Source organism: Bradyrhizobium sp. 155, from assembly GCF_023101105.1.
GTDB classification, from domain to species: domain Bacteria; phylum Pseudomonadota; class Alphaproteobacteria; order Rhizobiales; family Xanthobacteraceae; genus Bradyrhizobium; species Bradyrhizobium canariense_D.
This window is the reverse complement of sequence record NZ_CP064704.1, coordinates 2119636-2135044: the sequence shown is the minus strand read 5'-3', so window position 1 is coordinate 2135044 and position 15409 is coordinate 2119636. Positions and strand designations below refer to the sequence as shown.

21 protein-coding genes are annotated in these 15409 nt (G+C 62.7%); 13 read left to right on the top strand and 8 right to left on the bottom strand.

Annotated features, from left to right (window positions below):
* Positions 1-4 precede the first annotated feature (4 nt).
* The 5 genes from IVA93_RS10330 to IVA93_RS10310 form a co-directional block, all read right to left on the bottom strand.
* Positions 5-865, bottom strand: a complete 861-nt coding sequence (locus IVA93_RS10330) for an SIR2 family NAD-dependent protein deacylase (protein ID WP_018460384.1) — start codon at positions 863-865, stop codon at positions 5-7.
* Positions 866-1345: an NUDIX hydrolase gene (locus IVA93_RS10325; protein ID WP_018460385.1), complete on the bottom strand. Its 480-nt coding sequence runs from the start codon at positions 1343-1345 to the stop codon at positions 866-868. It abuts the gene before it with no gap.
* Between the two features lie 73 nt (positions 1346-1418).
* On the bottom strand, positions 1419-2204 hold the full coding sequence (sdhB, locus tag IVA93_RS10320) for a succinate dehydrogenase iron-sulfur subunit (protein WP_018460386.1): 786 nt from the start codon (positions 2202-2204) through the stop codon (positions 1419-1421).
* Between the two features lie 38 nt (positions 2205-2242).
* Positions 2243-2407 carry a hypothetical protein gene (locus tag IVA93_RS10315; protein WP_157643156.1) on the bottom strand — a complete coding sequence of 55 codons (165 nt, stop codon included), beginning with the start codon at positions 2405-2407 and terminating at the stop codon, positions 2243-2245.
* Entirely contained in the window at positions 2379-2888 is a 510-nt protein-coding gene (locus IVA93_RS10310; RefSeq protein WP_204511969.1) for a DUF2243 domain-containing protein, read from the bottom strand. The genes IVA93_RS10315 and IVA93_RS10310 overlap by 29 nt, the downstream gene beginning before the upstream one ends.
* A 413-nt stretch (positions 2889-3301) precedes the next feature.
* On the opposite strand from IVA93_RS10310, the gene IVA93_RS10305 reads away from it, so the two are divergent.
* A complete protein-coding gene (locus IVA93_RS10305; protein WP_018460391.1) occupies positions 3302-3517 on the top strand; it encodes a hypothetical protein in 216 nt (71 codons plus the stop codon).
* Between the two features lie 704 nt (positions 3518-4221).
* Here the strand turns inward: IVA93_RS10305 and IVA93_RS10295 are convergent.
* On the bottom strand, positions 4222-4395 hold the full coding sequence (locus tag IVA93_RS10295; RefSeq protein ID WP_162847264.1) for a hypothetical protein: 174 nt from the start codon (positions 4393-4395) through the stop codon (positions 4222-4224).
* A 270-nt stretch (positions 4396-4665) separates the two neighbouring features.
* Between IVA93_RS10295 and IVA93_RS10290 the strand changes: the two genes are divergently transcribed.
* The gene (locus IVA93_RS10290) at positions 4666-4854 is read left to right on the top strand and encodes a hypothetical protein (protein ID WP_083926604.1); all 189 of its coding nucleotides are present in this window, start codon (positions 4666-4668) and stop codon (positions 4852-4854) included.
* 20 nt (positions 4855-4874) lie between these two features.
* Here the strand turns inward: IVA93_RS10290 and IVA93_RS10285 are convergent, their stop codons facing one another.
* Both IVA93_RS10285 and IVA93_RS41145 read right to left on the bottom strand, forming a co-directional pair.
* Positions 4875-5342: a metallophosphoesterase family protein gene (locus tag IVA93_RS10285; protein ID WP_026234020.1), complete on the bottom strand. Its 468-nt coding sequence runs from the start codon at positions 5340-5342 to the stop codon at positions 4875-4877.
* 14 nt (positions 5343-5356) lie between these two features.
* Positions 5357-5674 carry a DUF6894 family protein gene (locus IVA93_RS41145; protein ID WP_231190486.1) on the bottom strand — a complete coding sequence of 106 codons (318 nt, stop codon included), beginning with the start codon at positions 5672-5674 and terminating at the stop codon, positions 5357-5359.
* A 30-nt stretch (positions 5675-5704) separates the two neighbouring features.
* Here IVA93_RS41145 and IVA93_RS41140 point away from each other — a divergent pair, with 30 nt between their 5' ends.
* From IVA93_RS41140 to IVA93_RS10230, 11 genes are all read left to right on the top strand, one after another.
* Complete coding sequence (locus IVA93_RS41140) at positions 5705-5827, top strand: hypothetical protein (protein ID WP_018460395.1); 123 nt, start codon at positions 5705-5707, stop codon at positions 5825-5827.
* A gap of 139 nt (positions 5828-5966) precedes the next feature.
* Positions 5967-6950: a cytochrome c oxidase subunit II gene (gene coxB / locus IVA93_RS10275; protein WP_245288577.1), complete on the top strand. Its 984-nt coding sequence runs from the start codon at positions 5967-5969 to the stop codon at positions 6948-6950.
* Positions 6947-8860 carry a cytochrome c oxidase subunit I gene (gene ctaD, locus IVA93_RS10270; protein ID WP_018460397.1) on the top strand — a complete coding sequence of 638 codons (1914 nt, stop codon included), beginning with the start codon at positions 6947-6949 and terminating at the stop codon, positions 8858-8860. Before coxB ends, ctaD begins: the two co-directional genes overlap by 4 nt.
* Entirely contained in the window at positions 8857-9456 is a 600-nt protein-coding gene (locus IVA93_RS10265) for a cytochrome c oxidase subunit 3 (RefSeq protein WP_018460398.1), read from the top strand. The genes ctaD and IVA93_RS10265 overlap by 4 nt, the downstream gene beginning before the upstream one ends.
* Positions 9453-9806 (top strand): hypothetical protein, encoded by a 354-nt coding sequence (locus IVA93_RS10260; protein ID WP_018460399.1) that lies wholly within the window; start codon positions 9453-9455, stop codon positions 9804-9806. The genes IVA93_RS10265 and IVA93_RS10260 overlap by 4 nt, the downstream gene beginning before the upstream one ends.
* On the top strand, positions 9794-10732 hold the full coding sequence (locus tag IVA93_RS10255) for a cytochrome c oxidase assembly protein (RefSeq protein ID WP_018460400.1): 939 nt from the start codon (positions 9794-9796) through the stop codon (positions 10730-10732). The genes IVA93_RS10260 and IVA93_RS10255 overlap by 13 nt, the downstream gene beginning before the upstream one ends.
* A gap of 58 nt (positions 10733-10790) precedes the next feature.
* Positions 10791-11579, top strand: a complete 789-nt coding sequence (locus tag IVA93_RS10250; protein WP_026234021.1) for a GlcG/HbpS family heme-binding protein — start codon at positions 10791-10793, stop codon at positions 11577-11579.
* A gap of 111 nt (positions 11580-11690) precedes the next feature.
* Positions 11691-13547 (top strand): PQQ-dependent dehydrogenase, methanol/ethanol family, encoded by a 1857-nt coding sequence (locus IVA93_RS10245; RefSeq protein ID WP_026234022.1) that lies wholly within the window; start codon positions 11691-11693, stop codon positions 13545-13547.
* Entirely contained in the window at positions 13531-14370 is an 840-nt protein-coding gene (locus tag IVA93_RS10240; protein ID WP_018460403.1) for a substrate-binding domain-containing protein, read from the top strand. The genes IVA93_RS10245 and IVA93_RS10240 overlap by 17 nt, the downstream gene beginning before the upstream one ends.
* Positions 14370-15005, top strand: a complete 636-nt coding sequence (locus tag IVA93_RS10235) for a c-type cytochrome (protein WP_026234023.1) — start codon at positions 14370-14372, stop codon at positions 15003-15005. Before IVA93_RS10240 ends, IVA93_RS10235 begins: the two co-directional genes overlap by 1 nt.
* A 16-nt stretch (positions 15006-15021) precedes the next feature.
* Entirely contained in the window at positions 15022-15390 is a 369-nt protein-coding gene (locus IVA93_RS10230) for a c-type cytochrome (RefSeq protein WP_018460405.1), read from the top strand.
* Positions 15391-15409: the final 19 nt, after the last annotated feature.

The following is a 15409-nucleotide window of genomic DNA, read 5'->3' as shown; positions in this document are numbered from 1 at the left end:
CGCTTTAGCTCTCTCGCTCGATACGCCGGCGGATGTCCAGCAAAAACTGGCTGACACCATCATCTGGGCTGACGCCGTCAGGCGACGCTATGGTGGTGATGCCCCAGTTCGCCAATACAGCCTCCTGCACCGGATTGCGCTGCGTGACGAACGCGAAGGACCTCGGTCGGTCCTGGCGGTGCCCGGACTCATCCCAACTCTGCCAAATCCGATGCAGCAGGAGCCGAATGTTGGGATCGGACATGCTGTATCCGATGAAAAGCAGCGTGCTGCCCAAGGCATCGGCGCGAAACCGGATATCGAGTGGCGAGTCGAACGCGAGCCGGTTGAGGAAGTCGGTCTCGGTCAAGACGAGCGAGGCATCGTCGTCGAAGTCGCCATGAAATTTGATGATGTGCGTGACGCCGGAACGGGCGCTTGCAATGTCCTTTGCGTTGCTGATCTTGGCATAGGGCTTTTCCAGGACCTCGAAGGCCGTCTCGAGGTTGCGGTCGTAGTTCGTGGTGTAAATGGTCGGAAAATCGAGCTCCACGATCAGCCGGTGGAGCCGTGAGGCCGCGATCCTGTCCGGGTCGACGCGCCAGTTGCGGTCGAGCCAGCTGCGGAGCGGGCCGATTCCGCCGCGCTTCAGCCGGTAGTACTCCGCCAGCATCTGATAGCCGCCGTGCATCCCAGCGATCACGTCGCGCTCAAGTCCAAGGTCATCCAGCAGATGGTCGATCAGAGATTGCCAGGACGGCAGGCCGACAGCCATCGAGACGCCGGCGCCGACGAACAGGATCGCGCAGCGTCGCTTGATCGCCGCGGCCAAGACCTCATGAGGCGGTCGCTCCTCGAATGCGAGTCCGGTCGGTTGCTGGTTCATCTACCTTGAATAACTGGACGAGACGCGGGTTCCTGGAGCCATGCCATCGCTCAGCGGTGAGGGGGCGGTCTTCTCCGTCTGCGCCGCGAAGCGGGCGATTAGACGACGAAGCTGCGCCTTGTGCACCAGACGGCCCGCCGTCTTCGGCGAGACCCAGATTGCTTCACGCTCTCCCTTTTCCGGCCACCAGCGCTCCTGCCCGTGGACCCTCATGGGAAAGACGGCAACGTTCATGGTCCGCTTGCGATCACCCTTCCGCTTGCGATGCTTGAAGGAGCCCAGCGCGCGCTTTGCGGTGACGCCGACGAGACCGGCCTCCTCGTACGCCTCGAGCGCAGCCGTACGGTGCGGCTCCGTCTTGCGCATCGGCGATCCCTTCGGGACACTCCACCTGCGCTTGCGCCTGGTCGTGATCAGCATCACGCGCAATTCGGAATTGTTCAGCATGAACGGCAACGCGGCGAATTGTTTCTTGCCCATCAGGCGCCTCCAGTTTGGTCGATAAGCCTACCCCGCAGCCATCGTTCCTTTATGCGCGAGTGTCCGTCCCCGATCAGAACTTCCGTTCGACCATCTTGAGGCGCAATCCGGAAATGGCTTCGCCCGGATTCAAGCCCTTGGGACACGCCTTCGCGCAGTTGAGGATGGTGTGACAGCGATAAATCCTGAAGGGGTCTTCGAGCTTGTCGAGGCGCTCGCCCGTCGCCTCGTCGCGACTGTCATTGACCCAGCGGGCCGCCTGGATCAGGGCCGCTGGGCCGAGGAAACGCTCGGAATTCCACCAGTAGCTTGGACAAGATGTCGAGCAGCAGGCGCAGAGGATGCACTCGTAGAGCCCGTCGAGCTTGGCCCGATCCTCATGGCTCTGTCGCCATTCCTTCGGTGGTGTGGGTGACACGGTTTGCAGCCAAGGTTCGATCAATGCGAGCTGTGCGTAGAAATTCGTCAGGTCGGGAACGAGGTCCTTGACCACTGGCTGATGCGGCAAGGGCAGCACGCGCAGCGGCTCGCCGTTCGGAACGTCCTCGCTCATGGACTTGGTGCAGGCGAGCGTGTTCTGGCCGGCGACATTCATCGAGCAGGAGCCGCACACGCCTTCGCGGCAGGACCGCCTGAATGTCAGCGTGGAGTCGATGTTGTTCTTGATCCAGATCAGACCATCCAGAACCATGGGCCCGCAATCGCTCATATCGACGAAGTAGGTGTCGAGCCGGGGATTGCGTCCGTCGTCGGGATTCCAGCGATAGACCTGGAATTCGCGCAACGATTTGCTGTCCGGCTTGGGCCAGATCCTTCCCTTTTCGACGCGGGAGTGTTTCGGAAGCCTGAACTCGACCATGTTACCTCCGGGAAGACATGAGGCGTGATAACCGCGCATCAGCCGGGATTGAAGCAGCGTAGTTGCAGAAGATCATCCAGCGACACACCCAACAGCACGATGCGAAAGGCCGGTGCTGTAGCGAGCATCAGCAGCAATATAAAAATGGCATAGACCAGAGCTGGCGAGGTCTCTCTAGCGAGGCTGTAGACTGCTTTCCGCATGGACCCTCCCTTGCGTGCCGGCGCGTGTCATGGCGGCGCCGATGACCAACATGGCCGCACCCCATAGCAGGAAGCCGATGTCCCAGAAGATGCGCTGCTCGTGAGGCACGGTCTCATTCACCTGGTGCAGCTTGAAGACCTCATGGTCAACCACGCCTTCAACCAGATTGAAGATGCCCCAACCGAGCAACACCGCGCCGAGACACTGGCCGCGCGACCAGTGGATGTCAGACCCGCGCGCCCGTTGCCACAGCACATACAGGCCGAGGAGCACAACAACATAGGCCGCGCTGTGGAAGATGCCGTCCCAGGTCGTGTTGAGCTTGACGTTGTCGATGGAGTTGAGCGGATACCAGCCGCTTAACATATGATGCCATTGCAGCAGCTGATGAAACACGATGCCGTCAAAAAACCCGCCCAGACCAAGCCCGAGAAGGACGCCCGCGGAAATCGGAAAGCTGCGTGAATTTCTGTGTTGCATGATTTTGCTCGTGCGCCGGTCGGCATCTGGATGATGGACAAACCGTCCTCAGTGCTGCCGTTCCTATGATCATGACGCACTTCCCGTGCCAATAACCTGCGGGCTCGTGCCAGGATGCCGACATCAGGTGGAGCATCGCCCGGCTGCTTACGGCGGCGATAGGAACGTTCGAAACGGTCGCAGCGTCTTGTGAATCCAACATTGGAGATTCCACGTCGTATTTGCGATCAGATGGCACCCCGGCGAACAGCAGGTCGCATAGATGTCGCCGCCGATCATTCAGCGTCACCTGGCGATCCTGAGCAATCTCAGGGAAGTCGGCTAGAGCTTCACCAAGCGACAAAGGAGCGACGGTGGCCGTGTGTGTCCGCCCACGTCAAAGTCTTCGATGATTCCAATCGCGAGGAGCCAATATGGCGTATGCCCTGTTCAAGGACGGCGAAAAACTGAGCCGGACGTTTTCAACCAAAGAGGAAACCCTGAAAAAGGCCGAAGACGCCGGTCTGGTCGAAAGCGGCGGGGGTCAGCCCAGGCTCGAGGATGACCTGAAGATCAAGCCCTGCTCGCCCGACCCCGAACCTCGAAGCGAGGACGACCTCGATTGGACGCCGGAAAACCCGGCGTCCTGATCGCCGATCTAACAGCCTTTGCAGATGCTCTTGATCTTTCGATCGACGTGGGAATCCTGAGAGTTCTCCGAGCGTATTTCGGCGTCGCCCGGGATCGACGGACCGGGTGTCGCAGTTCCGTCAATCCGTCCGCTGCTGGTCCCCCCTGCGGGATTGCCGGCCCGCCCGACGGTGGTCGATCCTCGCGGCCCGCCACCGCTCGATTGGGCCGTTCCAGCGGTGTTCGTGCCGGTAGCCGTCGTGCCACGCGAAGCCGCGGCCGCGTCGCCTGGATTGCCCAGGCTGGGCGATGCACCGCCCGTCTGGTTTGTAGCTCCTGCAGACCCAAGGCCTGCCGACCCAGGGCTTGTGGCACCGCCGGTGCCGCCGCTCGTGCTGCTCGCGCTTGCTCCGCCCGATCCTCCCGAACCGCCGCCACCGCCACTCTGCGCCGAGGCGGCCCCTATCGACGCGGTCGCCAGGAACGCGATCAGCATCAAGCTCGAAGTTGTCTTAGCCATTGCTCAGCTCCTCTCACGATCGTCGTGCGTGTGATGTTGATCGCGCTCACCACCGCCTCCCGAGACGTGTGATTTGCGGTCGTTGGTAGCCGTTCCGGGCGCAGGGCGCTCATGCTCGCGACCTCCCTTTTCGGGGTGCTTGCGATCCTGCCGCGAGGAGCCCGGACCACCGAAGCGTTCACTGTCTGAGTTCTTGTGTGGCATTCATCGGTCCTGCTGGTAGCCTTGGTTTGTCGTGTTCTGCTTGATGTTGCCGTGACGACCCTGGGTGTCGAAGTTCTCGCGGTCGGGGACTCTTTCATCCGTCTCGATCCTGGGATCAGATCCGGGTCCCTTGTCGCTGCGCTGCTCTGGCGGTATGGGGGGCAATTTGGACATTGCATGCTCCTTGTTTCGGTCTCGCGACCTCATGCGCTGGCAATGAGATGGGGCGGCGGTCGTTCCTGATCGATGCTGATGCATGCCCCTAGGAACGAACGATTCCTGCCCGTGTTGACCCCGCAGTTCATACGGAAGGCTTTTTGTTCATGGTCCAGGCTCTATCGCGGGAAACGGAGAAGGACGGCACCCGGAAGCTGATGATGGCGGGATCGCTGGCGTACGTTGATCGCGTGCCACCACACCGACAGATCGCAGAGAGGACAAGTTATGCCGAAAGCGAAAGCGCCTGAAAACGACCCGAGAGAAACACCGGTCGACGATCCGCGACAGCAGACGGATTTGCCAACCCACCGGCAGACGGACCAGCCTTGGCAGGGAAATCCCGAGAAGGAGCAGATCGACCCAAAGCGTCCCCCGATTGATCTGGAGCGATGGCAAAAGTCGAATACCCACTAGCTGCTACGCATGCGCTTCGTTCACGCGTCGAGCTCATGGATGGTGGGCCGCAGGTCGCCGCCCTCATCGAGATCGAGCGTTGCCAGCGTGATCGGCAGGTTGAATCGCCTTGGACCGGCGCTTCCAGGATTCAGGAAAAGCACTCCGTTGATCGTGTTGACCTGCACCCGATGCGAATGTCCTGATATCACCACGTTCACACCGGTTGCCGCGGGGTCGATGGCGAGCGCCTTGAGATCGTGAAGGAGGTAGAAACAACGAGCGCCGAGGTGCACTGTTTCGGTTTCGGGATAGCGCCTCGCCCAACTGCCGACATCGACGTTTCCCCTGATGGCGGTGACGGGCGCTATTCGGCAAAGCCTCTCCAGAACCTCCGGCGCGCCGATATCACCAGCGTGGAGGATATGCGACACCCCTGCAAGACGGCGTCCGGCCTCAGGTCTGAGAAGGCCGTGCGTATCCGAGATCACTCCGATCCTCAACGCCATGTCAGGCCGCGACTTCAGTGCAGGACATCCAGTGGCACTTTCCCGATCTCCTCACCCTGCTGGTTCGTGACCAGGATGGAAAAATGACGATTCCTGAGTTCGGGACGCTCCGCAAGGAGCCTCTTCGCGATCTCCTCGGCAACGTCCAGCGCCACGATGTCGTCGGGCAATTCAGCTCCTCCCTCGTCGGCGACGGTCTCGGAGTCGACCAGATCAAAATGATAGCGCGGCACGTGAACCCTCAATTCGTCGCAGGAACGCGCGATCTCGGGCCTTCGTTCCGGCGCTCGCACGTCAACGCCCGGCGTGTCCGCAGGAACCCTCAGGGTCATCGCGGCATTGCTGCTTTTTGGAGCCGACACATGCTCGGAGAGTTGCGCGTGCTTGCCCAGCCGGGCGCAATCATCGCCAGTCTCGCCGTCCTGTTGCTGATGGCCGCTGGCGATGCGGCGATCGTGATCGCCGTGAAGGGCTGGCCATTCTAGCCCGATGATTGATGTCGGACATCCCTCTTCGGCCCATCGCTCCGATTAGCGGATAGGAACCTTTGTAGGCCTGCCCGGTTCCGCCTGTGAAGCGGAGTGCGACAAGGCGTCAATGCAGGTCTGGGTGCGAAGGGTTCTGGTGTTGTGCACGATCTGGCCGCTCACGGCGTGTGCGGGCCGGCAATCGGCGCTCGATCCGCAAGGGCTGCAATCCGACCAGATCTTGCACACGCTGTTCATCTTCCTCGCTGTGTCGGCGGTCGTCTGGACCGCCGTCGTGATCGCGCTCTGCATCGGAATGATGCGGCGAAAACGTTCGGCTGATCGGCCGCTTGACCTTCACCAAGCCTTCGAGGAATGCTCCGGGCGCGTCATCCTCGCGCTTGGGATTGCGACCACCGCCGTCGTGCTCGGTCTCTCCTTCGTGAGCTATGCCGGACAACGTACCGTCTTTGCCAAGGACGAGAAAGCCCACATCCTCAAGATCATCGGCCACCAATGGTGGTGGGAGGTCCGCTATGAGGCCGACAGTCCGCAGCAGAGTTTCGTGACGGCCAACGAGATCCGGATCCCGACCGGCCAGCCGGTGAAGGTCGAGCTGGAATCGGCGGACGTGATCCACAGCTTCTGGGTGCCGAGCCTGACCGGCAAAATGGACTTGATCCCCGGGCAGAAGAACGAGCTGCAATTCACGGCGAAGAACGCGGGCATCTATCGCGGGCAATGCGCCGAGTTCTGCGGGATCCAGCACGCCCACATGGCATTTGCCGTGATCGCGATGTCACCCGACGAGTTCGGCCGCTGGCGCCACCATGAAAACCAGAGCGCCAACAGCCCTGCCGATCCGCTCGGCAAGCAGGGCGAGGCTCTGTTCCGGGCGCGCGGATGCGCCTTGTGCCACAACATTAGCGGCACGCTGGCCGGCGGGCAGCTCGGCCCGGATCTCACGCATATCGGCAGCCGCACGACCATCGCGGCGGGAACGTTGCCGAATAATTCGGCCACGCTCGGCGCCTGGATCGCCGATCCCCAGCACATCAAGCCCGGCAATCTCATGCCGAGGATGCCGCTGCAATCGGATGAAATGATCGCCATCATTCATTATCTGGAGCAGCTCAAGTGAGCATCGCCGCTGAACCAAATGAGTTGCGGGACGACGTCCTGAACGGCCTTCGACTTTCCACACAGCTGGAGAAAGTGTGGCGCACGCCGTCCGGCTGGATGGGCGCGCTGACGTCGGTCGACCACAAGGTGGTCGGCCGCCGCTACATCATCACGGCGTTCGTATTCCTGCTCCTCGGCGGCCTCCTCGCGGTCCTGATGCGCATTCAGCTGGCCGGGCCGGAGAAGACGTTTCTCTCCGCCGACAAGTACAATCAGGTCTTCACGATGCACGGCTCGACGATGATGTTCCTGTTCGCCGTGCCGGTCATGGAGGCGTTCGCCGTTTATCTGGTGCCGTTGATGGTCGGCACGCGGAACATCGCCTTTCCGCGACTGAACGCCTTCAGCTATTGGATGTTTCTGTTCGGCGGCTGCTTTCTCTGGATTTCCTTTGCGCTGAATGTCGGCCCCGACGTTGGCTGGTTTGCCTATGTCCCGCTCTCCTCGCTGCAATTTACGCCGACAAAGCGCCCGGATGTCTGGGCGCAAATGATCACCTTCACCGAGGTCGCGGCGCTCGCCGTCTCCGTGGAAATCATCGTGACCGTGTTCAAGCTCCGCGCGCCCGGCATGACGCTCGACCGCATTCCCCTGTTCGTCTGGGCCATGCTGGTGACGAGCTTCCTTGTGATGTTCGCGATGCCCTCGATCATGGTCGCATCGACGTCACTGATCCTGGATCGCCTCGTCAACACGCGCTTCTATGATTCCTCCTCGGGCGGACATCCCCTGCTCTGGCAGCATCTGTTCTGGTTCTTCGGCCATCCCGAGGTCTACATCATCTTCATCCCGGGCACGGGAATGGTCTCGGCGATCCTCGCGACGTTCGCACGACGGCCGGTGATCGGCTATCCCGTGGTGATCCTCTCGTTGATCGCGACCGGCTTCCTGTCGTTCGGTCTCTGGGTCCACCACATGTTCGTCACGGGCCTGCCCCAACTCGGCGCGGCCCTGTTCACAGCCTCCAGTATGCTGATCGCGGTGCCGAGCGGGCTGCAGATCTTCTGCTGGCTGGCAACGCTCTGGGACGGGCGTCCGGTCTACCGGACCCCGCTGTTGTTCGTGATCGGCTTCATCGTGATCTTCGTGCTCGGCGGGCTGTCCGGCGTCATGGTCGCCTCGGTCCCGATCGACACCCAGGTGCACGACACCTATTTCGTCGTCGCCCACTTCCATTATGTCCTGATCGGCGGCGCTGTGTTCCCGCTGGTCGGCGCGGTCTACTACTGGTTTCCCAAGATCGCCGGCCGCATGCTCAGCGAGCGACTCGGGCGCTGGAATTTCTGGCTCGCCTTCATCGGCTTCAACGTCGCCTTCTTCCCGATGCACATCCTCGGGCTGATCGGAATGCCGCGCCGGGTCTACACCTACACCGCCGACATGGACTGGGCGCACCTGAATCTCGTGTCCAGCGGTGGTGCTCTCATTTTCGCGCTCAGCTTCGCGTTGCTTTTGGTCAATGTGGTCTACAGCTTGCGTAAGGGCGCGCTCGCAGGCGACAATCCCTGGGATGCCTCCACGCTGGAATGGGCGACGTCATCGCCGCCCCCGCCGCAGAATTTCGACCGCATTCCGGTGGTCAAGCACCGCGATCCGCTGTGGGCCGATAGCGAGAGCCTGCCCGTGGTCGCGGGTCTGAGCGCCGAGCGGCGCGAGGTCCTGCTGACGTCGCTCGCGGAAGCCGAGCCGCAGATCCGCGAGGCTTCGCCCGAACCCAGCATCTGGCCACTGCTCACAGCTATCGCAACGACCGTGTTCTTCATCGGCTCGATCTTCACGCCCTGGGCGGTGCTCTGGGGCACGCCGCCGATGGCCGTCACCTTGATCGGCTGGTTCTGGCCGAGCGGCAGCAAGGAGGACGAGGAGTGAGACAGACCATCGTCCGCAATGTCGCTGAACTGCCGACTTACGGCTACGGCCCGCGCAGCGGACCGTGGTGGGGCGCGATGGGCTTCATGGCGCTGGAAGGTATGGGCTTTGCCATTGCCATCGGTGCCTATCTCTATCTCTACGCCGTCAACCCAAGCTGGCCGATCGGCGCCTCGCCGCCCGATCTCTGGCCAGGCACAGCCGAAGTCGTGGTCTATCTGCTGAGCATCATCCCGAACGAGATCACCAACCGCGCCGCACACCGGCAGGATCTCGCGAAGGTGCGGACCGGACTCATCGTGATGGCCCTGATCGGCATTGCCCTGCTGGTGCTGCGCGGCTTCGAGTTCGCGCATCTCAACACCCGCTGGGACAATTCAGCTTACGGCTCCATTGTTTGGCTCATTCTGGGGCTGCACACGACCCACCTTGCCACCGATGTCGGCGACACGGTCGTGCTGGCGGTATTGATGTTCACGCGCCATGCGAAGCCGCGCCGGTTCAGCGACGTGACCGACAACGTGTTCTATTGGAACTTCGTCGTGCTCGCCTGGCTGCCGCTCTATGTCTTGCTCGATTGGGTGCCACGCCTATGACCGCAGCCGATCGACATTCCAGACTGCTTTATTGGGCCGGCGTTGCGCTCGGGCCCATCGCGTGGGGTATCAACTTGCAGGGCGTCTACGTGCTCGCGCACTTCTCCTGCGAACAGACCAGGCTCAGCGGCGCGATCATGAGCGCGGTTCTGGCTGTCGTCGCGCTGGCAGGCACTGTCATTTCGGCCCGCGCCGTTCGGCGCGGCGCGGGGGCTGAATGGGCCGATGCGCGGGGTGGCGGACCACGAACGTTCATGGCCTGGCTCGGCGTCGGCTCCGGCGTGTTATTTGCGCTGGTGATTGCGAACCAGTTCGCCGCCTCGCTCATGATCAGCCCATGCCTGCGCTGAGCTTTGCAGCACTGCTGCTCGCGCTGCTCGCGGCGCCGGCCGATGCGCACGGACTATCGGATGTCGATCCCGGTTCGCTGTGGAGCTACGATCCCTGGCTCATGGCCCCGCTCTATGCCGTCGGTATCGGCTTCTATGTCGGAACGCAGCGGCTCTGGCATCATGCAGGTGGTGGCCGTGGCGTCAGCTTCCGCCAGGTGGCCGCGTTCTGGACCGGATGGCTGGTGGCCGCACTTGCCGTGACCTCGCCGCTGCACTGGCTCGGCGAGCGTCTGTTCACCGCGCACATGGTCGAGCACGAACTGCTGATGGTGGTCGCGGCACCGCTGATGGCGTTCGCCCGGATCAATGGTCCTCTGCTGTGGAGCCTGCCGGCCCGGCTTCGCCCGGCGGCAGGCCGCATGCTCGATCTGCCGATATTGGCGTGGCCCTGGCGTTTTGTAAGCCACCCCATGAGCGCGACCATCCTGCACGGCGCAGCGCTCTGGGTCTGGCATGCACCGCCTTTATATGCGTGGGCGCTCGAGAATACGGCGATCCATCGTCTCCAGCACATCAGCTTCTTCGCGACTGCGCTGTTGTTCTGGTGGGTGCTGCTGCATGGCCGCGGTCAGGGCCGTAGCACTCGAATTCGCGACGGCATCGCTGTCGCGTGCCTTTTCATCACCATTTTGCATTCCGGCGTGCTCGGAGCTCTGCTGACCGTGTCGCCGCGGCTGTGGATCCCAGGCCAGGGCGCCCTCGCCGGGGAATTCGGCCTCTCGGCACTCGAGGACCAGCAGCTCGCCGGCATCCTGATGTGGGTGCCCATGGGCCTACTCTATACCGGCGCCGCGTTGTTCTTTGCTCACCGCTGGCTGACTGCGAACGGCGGTCATTCCCGCCTGCCGCTCCCTTCAACATCCGGGCTGAGCGACGCTGCATAGGAACCGCAACTTCTGTTCGAACGTTCGCCTGCCGACTGCGACACTCCACGGAGGCCACATGGAAAAACGATCCGTCATGGTGCTAACGGCAATCACCGCAGCATTCTTGGTGCCTGCAGTCTTGAGCGCGCAGGACCAACCCAAGTCAGGGATGTCGTGCCCGGTCGACCATGACAAGCTCGCCGATATCCTCAAGAAGAGTGTCAAGCCGGGCGGCGGCCCCAGCAACGGCGGTCTCGACAACAACGAGTGGGCTGCCGTCGTCAATCGGCAGGGCATCGTCTGCGCAGTTGCCTATAGCGGCGGCAAGGTCGACGACCAGTGGCTCGGCAGCCGGGCCATCGCGGCCGAGAAGGCCAATACGGCAAATGCGTTCAGCCTGAAGGACAAGGCGATCGCGACCGCCAATCTCTATGCCGGTGCGCAGCCCGGCGGGTTCCTGTTCGGAGCGGCACTCGGCAACCCGCCGTCTCCGGAAGCCTTGTACGCCGGATCTCCCGACAACTTCGGCACGGCCCAGGATCCGATGGTAGGCAAGCCGATCGGCGGCACCATCGTGTTCGGAGGCGGGTTGGCGCTCTATGACGGCAACGGCATCACGGGCGCGCTGGGCGTCAGCGGCGACAGCTCCTGCGCCGATCACAACGTGGCCTGGCGCGTGCGTCACCAGCTCGGGCTCGACCGCGTGCCGGCCGGCGTCAGCCCCAACATGAAAGACGCAATCATCTATGACATCGGACCCGACGGCAAAAGTCCGTCTGGATTTGGCCACCCCAAGTGTAACGGCAAGGAAGATCAGATCGCAGTTGACCTCGGCGCCGGCGTGTCCGGCAACGTCGTGAGATAGCTCGTCGTCGGTCTCACCTCTTTGGAACCAAGCGAAGTCGGAACGTTTGTAGGTTCGTAAACCGGCCTGCAACGGCGCACGGCCTCATCACTGCCGTGGAGATCTTTACATATGTTAGTGCGTGGTCTCACGCGTTTGCTGGGCCGACTTCCAGGCTTCCTTTGTGCCCTTTGCGCGTCCTGCGCGTTGCTGTCGTCCGCCTCGGCACAGAGCGATCTCGCCAGCCGCATGAAAGATCCCGGCCAGTGGCCGATGGCGGCGCGCGACTACGCCAACACCCGCTATAGCAACCTTGATCAGATCAACACGTCCAATGCATCGCGCCTCCAGCTTGCATGGACGTTCTCGGTCGGTGCCGATCGCGGCCAGGAGGCGGCGCCGCTCGTGGTCGATGGCACCATGTATGTGGTCGGCCCTTATGCTGGCCCCTACCCCAACCGTGTGTTCGCACTCGATGCCACGAGCGGTGAATTGAAATGGTCCTACGCGCCAAAGCCTGAACCGGCAGCCGCGGGCGTTGCCTGCTGCGACGTCGTCAATCGCGGACTCGCCTTCGACAACGGCAAGGTCTTCCTCAACACGCTTGATAACCACACGGTCGCGATCGACGCCAAGACCGGCAAGGAGCTGTGGCATACGAAGCTCGGGGAGATCAACAAGGGCGAGACCATCACGATGGCTCCCGTCGTGGTCAAGGGCAAGGTGCTCGTCGGCAACAGCGGCGGCGAGATGGGCGTGCGCGGCTGGGTCACCGCGCTCGATGAAAACACCGGGGCCATTGCGTGGCGCGCCTACGCCACGGGCCCGGACAAGGACGTGCTGATCGGCGACGACTTCAAGCCGTTCTACGACAGTCTCAAGGGCAAGGATCTCGGCGTGAAGACGTGGCCGGCCGACCGCTGGCAGGTCGGCGGCGGCACGATGTGGGGATGGATCTCCTACGATGCCGAACTCAATCTGATCTACTACGGCACAGCCAATCCGAGCCCATGGAACGCCAACCAGCGCAGCGGCGACAATCTCTGGAGCACCACAATCTTTGCCCGCGACCCCGACACCGGCCGCGCCAAATGGGCTTACCAGATCAACCCGCACGACCTGTTCGACCACGACGAGATCAACGAGAATGTGCTCGTCGATCTCGAACTGAATGGAAAGCCGCGCAAGGTGCTGATCCACCCGGGCCGCAACGGCTATATGTACGTGATGGATCGGGCGACCGGCGAAGTCATCTCGGCGGACGCGTTTGAATTCGTCAATGCCTATAACGGCGTCGATCTCAAGACCGGCAAGATCATCCCCAACGAGGAGAAGACGCCGCTCGCCGGCAAGACCGTCGAGAACATCTGCCCGGCCGCGCCGGGCGCCAAGGACTGGCAGCCAACCGCCTGGTCGCCCCGCACCAAGCTGCTCTACGTGCCGCATCAGCATCTTTGCATGAATTTCAAGGCATCGCAGGTCGGCTATATCGCAGGCACACCTTATGTGGGCGCCGATGTCGACATGTATGCCGGCCCCGGCGGCCACCGCGGCGAATTCATGGCGTGGGATCCCGTCGCGCGCAAGAAGGTCTGGGAGATCCACGAGAAGCTGCCGGTCTGGAGCGGCGCGCTGGTTACGGCAGGCGACGTCGCGTTCTACGGCACCATGGATCGGCTGTTCAAGGCCGTGGATGCCAAGGACGGGCATGTCCTCTGGCAATTCCGCGCCGGCTCCGGATTCATTGGCCAGCCGATCTCCTATCGCGGCTCCGACGGACAGCAATACATCGCGATCCTGTCGGGCGTCGGCGGCTGGCCGGGTGTGGTGGCCAACGCCGAGGTCGATCCGCGGGTGCGCAACGGCGCGCTCGGTTTTGTCGGTGCGACCCAGGATTTGCCGTTCTACACCGCGGGCGGGAGTGAGCTGCTGGTCTTCAAACTCGGCGGCGCGAATGGTGAGGACACCAGCCATGCGCCTTCGAAATAGTTATCCCGGCATCGCTCTTGGTTTTCTGGTCGGGCTTGCAACCACGGCGGCGGCAGCGTCGGATCGCGAGCTTCGCGTCTGTGCCGATCCCAACAATCTGCCTTTCTCGAACAGCGCCGAAGCAGGATTCGAGAACAGGCTCGCGGCCATGGTGGCCGAGCATTTCGGCCTGCAGGTCTCCTACACCTGGTGGGCGCAGCGCCGCGGCTTCATCCGTAACACGCTGAAAGCCGGCAAATGCGACGTCGTCATGGGCGTGCCGTCCGGCTATGATCTCGTCGAGACGACGAAGCCGTATTATCGCTCGAGCTACGTGTTCGTCACGCGGCAGGACCAGCACCTCGACCTTTCGTCCCTGCTCGACCCGCGCCTGCATCACCTCGCGATCGGCGTGCATCTGATCGGCGATGACGGCAACAATCCGCCGCCCGCGCAAGCGCTCGGCGAACAGGGCATCGTTGACAACGTCCGCGGCTACTCCATCTACGGTGATTATCGCCAGGCCGATCCGCCGGCGCGCCTGATCGAAGCCGTCGAAAGCGGCAGCCTCGATGTCGCCGCAGCCTGGGGTCCGCTCGCCGGATATTTCGCCCAGCGCTCTCCCGTCCCCCTGACGGTCACGCCGATCCGGGATTACGAGCGCTTTGCACCTCAGCAGTTCCAGTTCGCCATCGCGATGGGCGTGCGCAAAGGCGACGACGCCTTGCGCGACCGACTGAATGCATTCATCGACGAGCACCGGTCCGAGATCACCTCGCTGCTGCGCAGTTACGGCGTTCCGCTGGTGGACCAACCGGTTACGGTATCGGGAGGACATGAGTGATGTCTGCTCCAGTGCTGCGCGCGAGCGCCCTGTCGTTGCTGCTGGCGGTTGTGCCGAATGGTGCGGGACTGGCCCAGCAGACTTTGCCGCAGTCGCAGGAGGCGCAGATGCCGACGCTGTCTCCGCGCCCGAACTTCGGTGGCAGCGTCGGCAATGGCAGGCCCGGCGTCTTCATGCAGGTCCCCGTCAGTCACCTCCATCCCGGCGCGCAGCCGGACCCGCCGCAGATCAAGAACCCTGTGCAGGGCGATCCCAATGCGGAGCAGCGCGGGATGACCTACTACGTCAACTTCAACTGCGTCGGCTGCCACGCGCCAAATGGCGGCGGCGGCATGGGTCCGGCACTGAGCAACAACAACTTTACTTACGGCTCGCAGCCAGAGAACATTTTTCTCTCGATCTACCAGGGGCGGCCGAATGGAATGCCGGCCTGGGGCGGCGTGCTGCCCGACAGCGTGATCTGGGATCTCGTCACCTATATCGGCAAGATCAGCAACGAGCCGAGCCACCAATGGGGCCGAACCTTTTCCGCGAATCTGCCTTCGCCCGAAGTCGAGCAAGTCCCGAGCGAGCAGGTCTCGACGACCGATCCCTGGTCTGCCACCAAGTCTTTCAATTTCGGCCAGAAGCCCTGATCGCCGGGAAGCAGCGATGGCAAATCCGATCACGAGATTGCTAGTCACCGCGCTGCTGGCTACCACAGGCGCCGCCTGCAAGGCTGCGGGCCCGGACAACTTCACCGGCGACGCGCGTCGTGGCGCCGACCTCGTCAAGCAGTATCACTGCGGCGGCTGTCACGATATTCCCGGCATTGCCGGCGCCGAAGGCAATGTCGGCCCACCCTTGCATCGGATCGGCACGCGGACCTACATCGCCGGCTACATCCAGAACTCGCCGGACAACATGGCTGATTGGATCGAGGATCCACAGCGGGCGTTGCCGGGCAATGCCATGCCGAGAATGGGCATCCCGCAGAAGGACGCGCGGGACATCGCGGCGTTTCTCTATACGCTGAAGTGACCATCATGCCTCCCATGCA

Coding starts and splice junctions, on each gene's coding strand:
- IVA93_RS10325 (WP_018460385.1), bottom strand. CDS start 1,345: ATGGGCAAGAAACAATTCGCCGCGTTGCCGTTCATGCTGAACAATTCC.
- sdhB (WP_018460386.1), bottom strand. CDS start 2,204: ATGGTCGAGTTCAGGCTTCCGAAACACTCCCGCGTCGAAAAGGGAAGG.
- IVA93_RS10260 (WP_018460399.1), top strand. CDS start 9,453: ATGACCGCAGCCGATCGACATTCCAGACTGCTTTATTGGGCCGGCGTT.
- IVA93_RS10230 (WP_018460405.1), top strand. CDS start 15,022: ATGGCAAATCCGATCACGAGATTGCTAGTCACCGCGCTGCTGGCTACC.
- IVA93_RS10290 (WP_083926604.1), top strand. CDS start 4,666: ATGCCGAAAGCGAAAGCGCCTGAAAACGACCCGAGAGAAACACCGGTC.
- IVA93_RS10255 (WP_018460400.1), top strand. CDS start 9,794: ATGCCTGCGCTGAGCTTTGCAGCACTGCTGCTCGCGCTGCTCGCGGCG.
- IVA93_RS10315 (WP_157643156.1), bottom strand. CDS start 2,407: ATGCGGAAAGCAGTCTACAGCCTCGCTAGAGAGACCTCGCCAGCTCTG.
- IVA93_RS10250 (WP_026234021.1), top strand. CDS start 10,791: ATGGAAAAACGATCCGTCATGGTGCTAACGGCAATCACCGCAGCATTC.
- IVA93_RS10330 (WP_018460384.1), bottom strand. CDS start 865: ATGAACCAGCAACCGACCGGACTCGCATTCGAGGAGCGACCGCCTCAT.
- IVA93_RS10245 (WP_026234022.1), top strand. CDS start 11,691: ATGTTAGTGCGTGGTCTCACGCGTTTGCTGGGCCGACTTCCAGGCTTC.
- IVA93_RS41145 (WP_231190486.1), bottom strand. CDS start 5,674: ATGACCCTGAGGGTTCCTGCGGACACGCCGGGCGTTGACGTGCGAGCG.
- IVA93_RS10285 (WP_026234020.1), bottom strand. CDS start 5,342: ATGGCGTTGAGGATCGGAGTGATCTCGGATACGCACGGCCTTCTCAGA.
- IVA93_RS10240 (WP_018460403.1), top strand. CDS start 13,531: ATGCGCCTTCGAAATAGTTATCCCGGCATCGCTCTTGGTTTTCTGGTC.
- IVA93_RS10305 (WP_018460391.1), top strand. CDS start 3,302: ATGGCGTATGCCCTGTTCAAGGACGGCGAAAAACTGAGCCGGACGTTT.
- IVA93_RS41140 (WP_018460395.1), top strand. CDS start 5,705: ATGCTCGGAGAGTTGCGCGTGCTTGCCCAGCCGGGCGCAATCATCGCC.
- IVA93_RS10235 (WP_026234023.1), top strand. CDS start 14,370: ATGTCTGCTCCAGTGCTGCGCGCGAGCGCCCTGTCGTTGCTGCTGGCG.
- IVA93_RS10295 (WP_162847264.1), bottom strand. CDS start 4,395: ATGTCCAAATTGCCCCCCATACCGCCAGAGCAGCGCAGCGACAAGGGA.
- IVA93_RS10310 (WP_204511969.1), bottom strand. CDS start 2,888: ATGCAACACAGAAATTCACGCAGCTTTCCGATTTCCGCGGGCGTCCTT.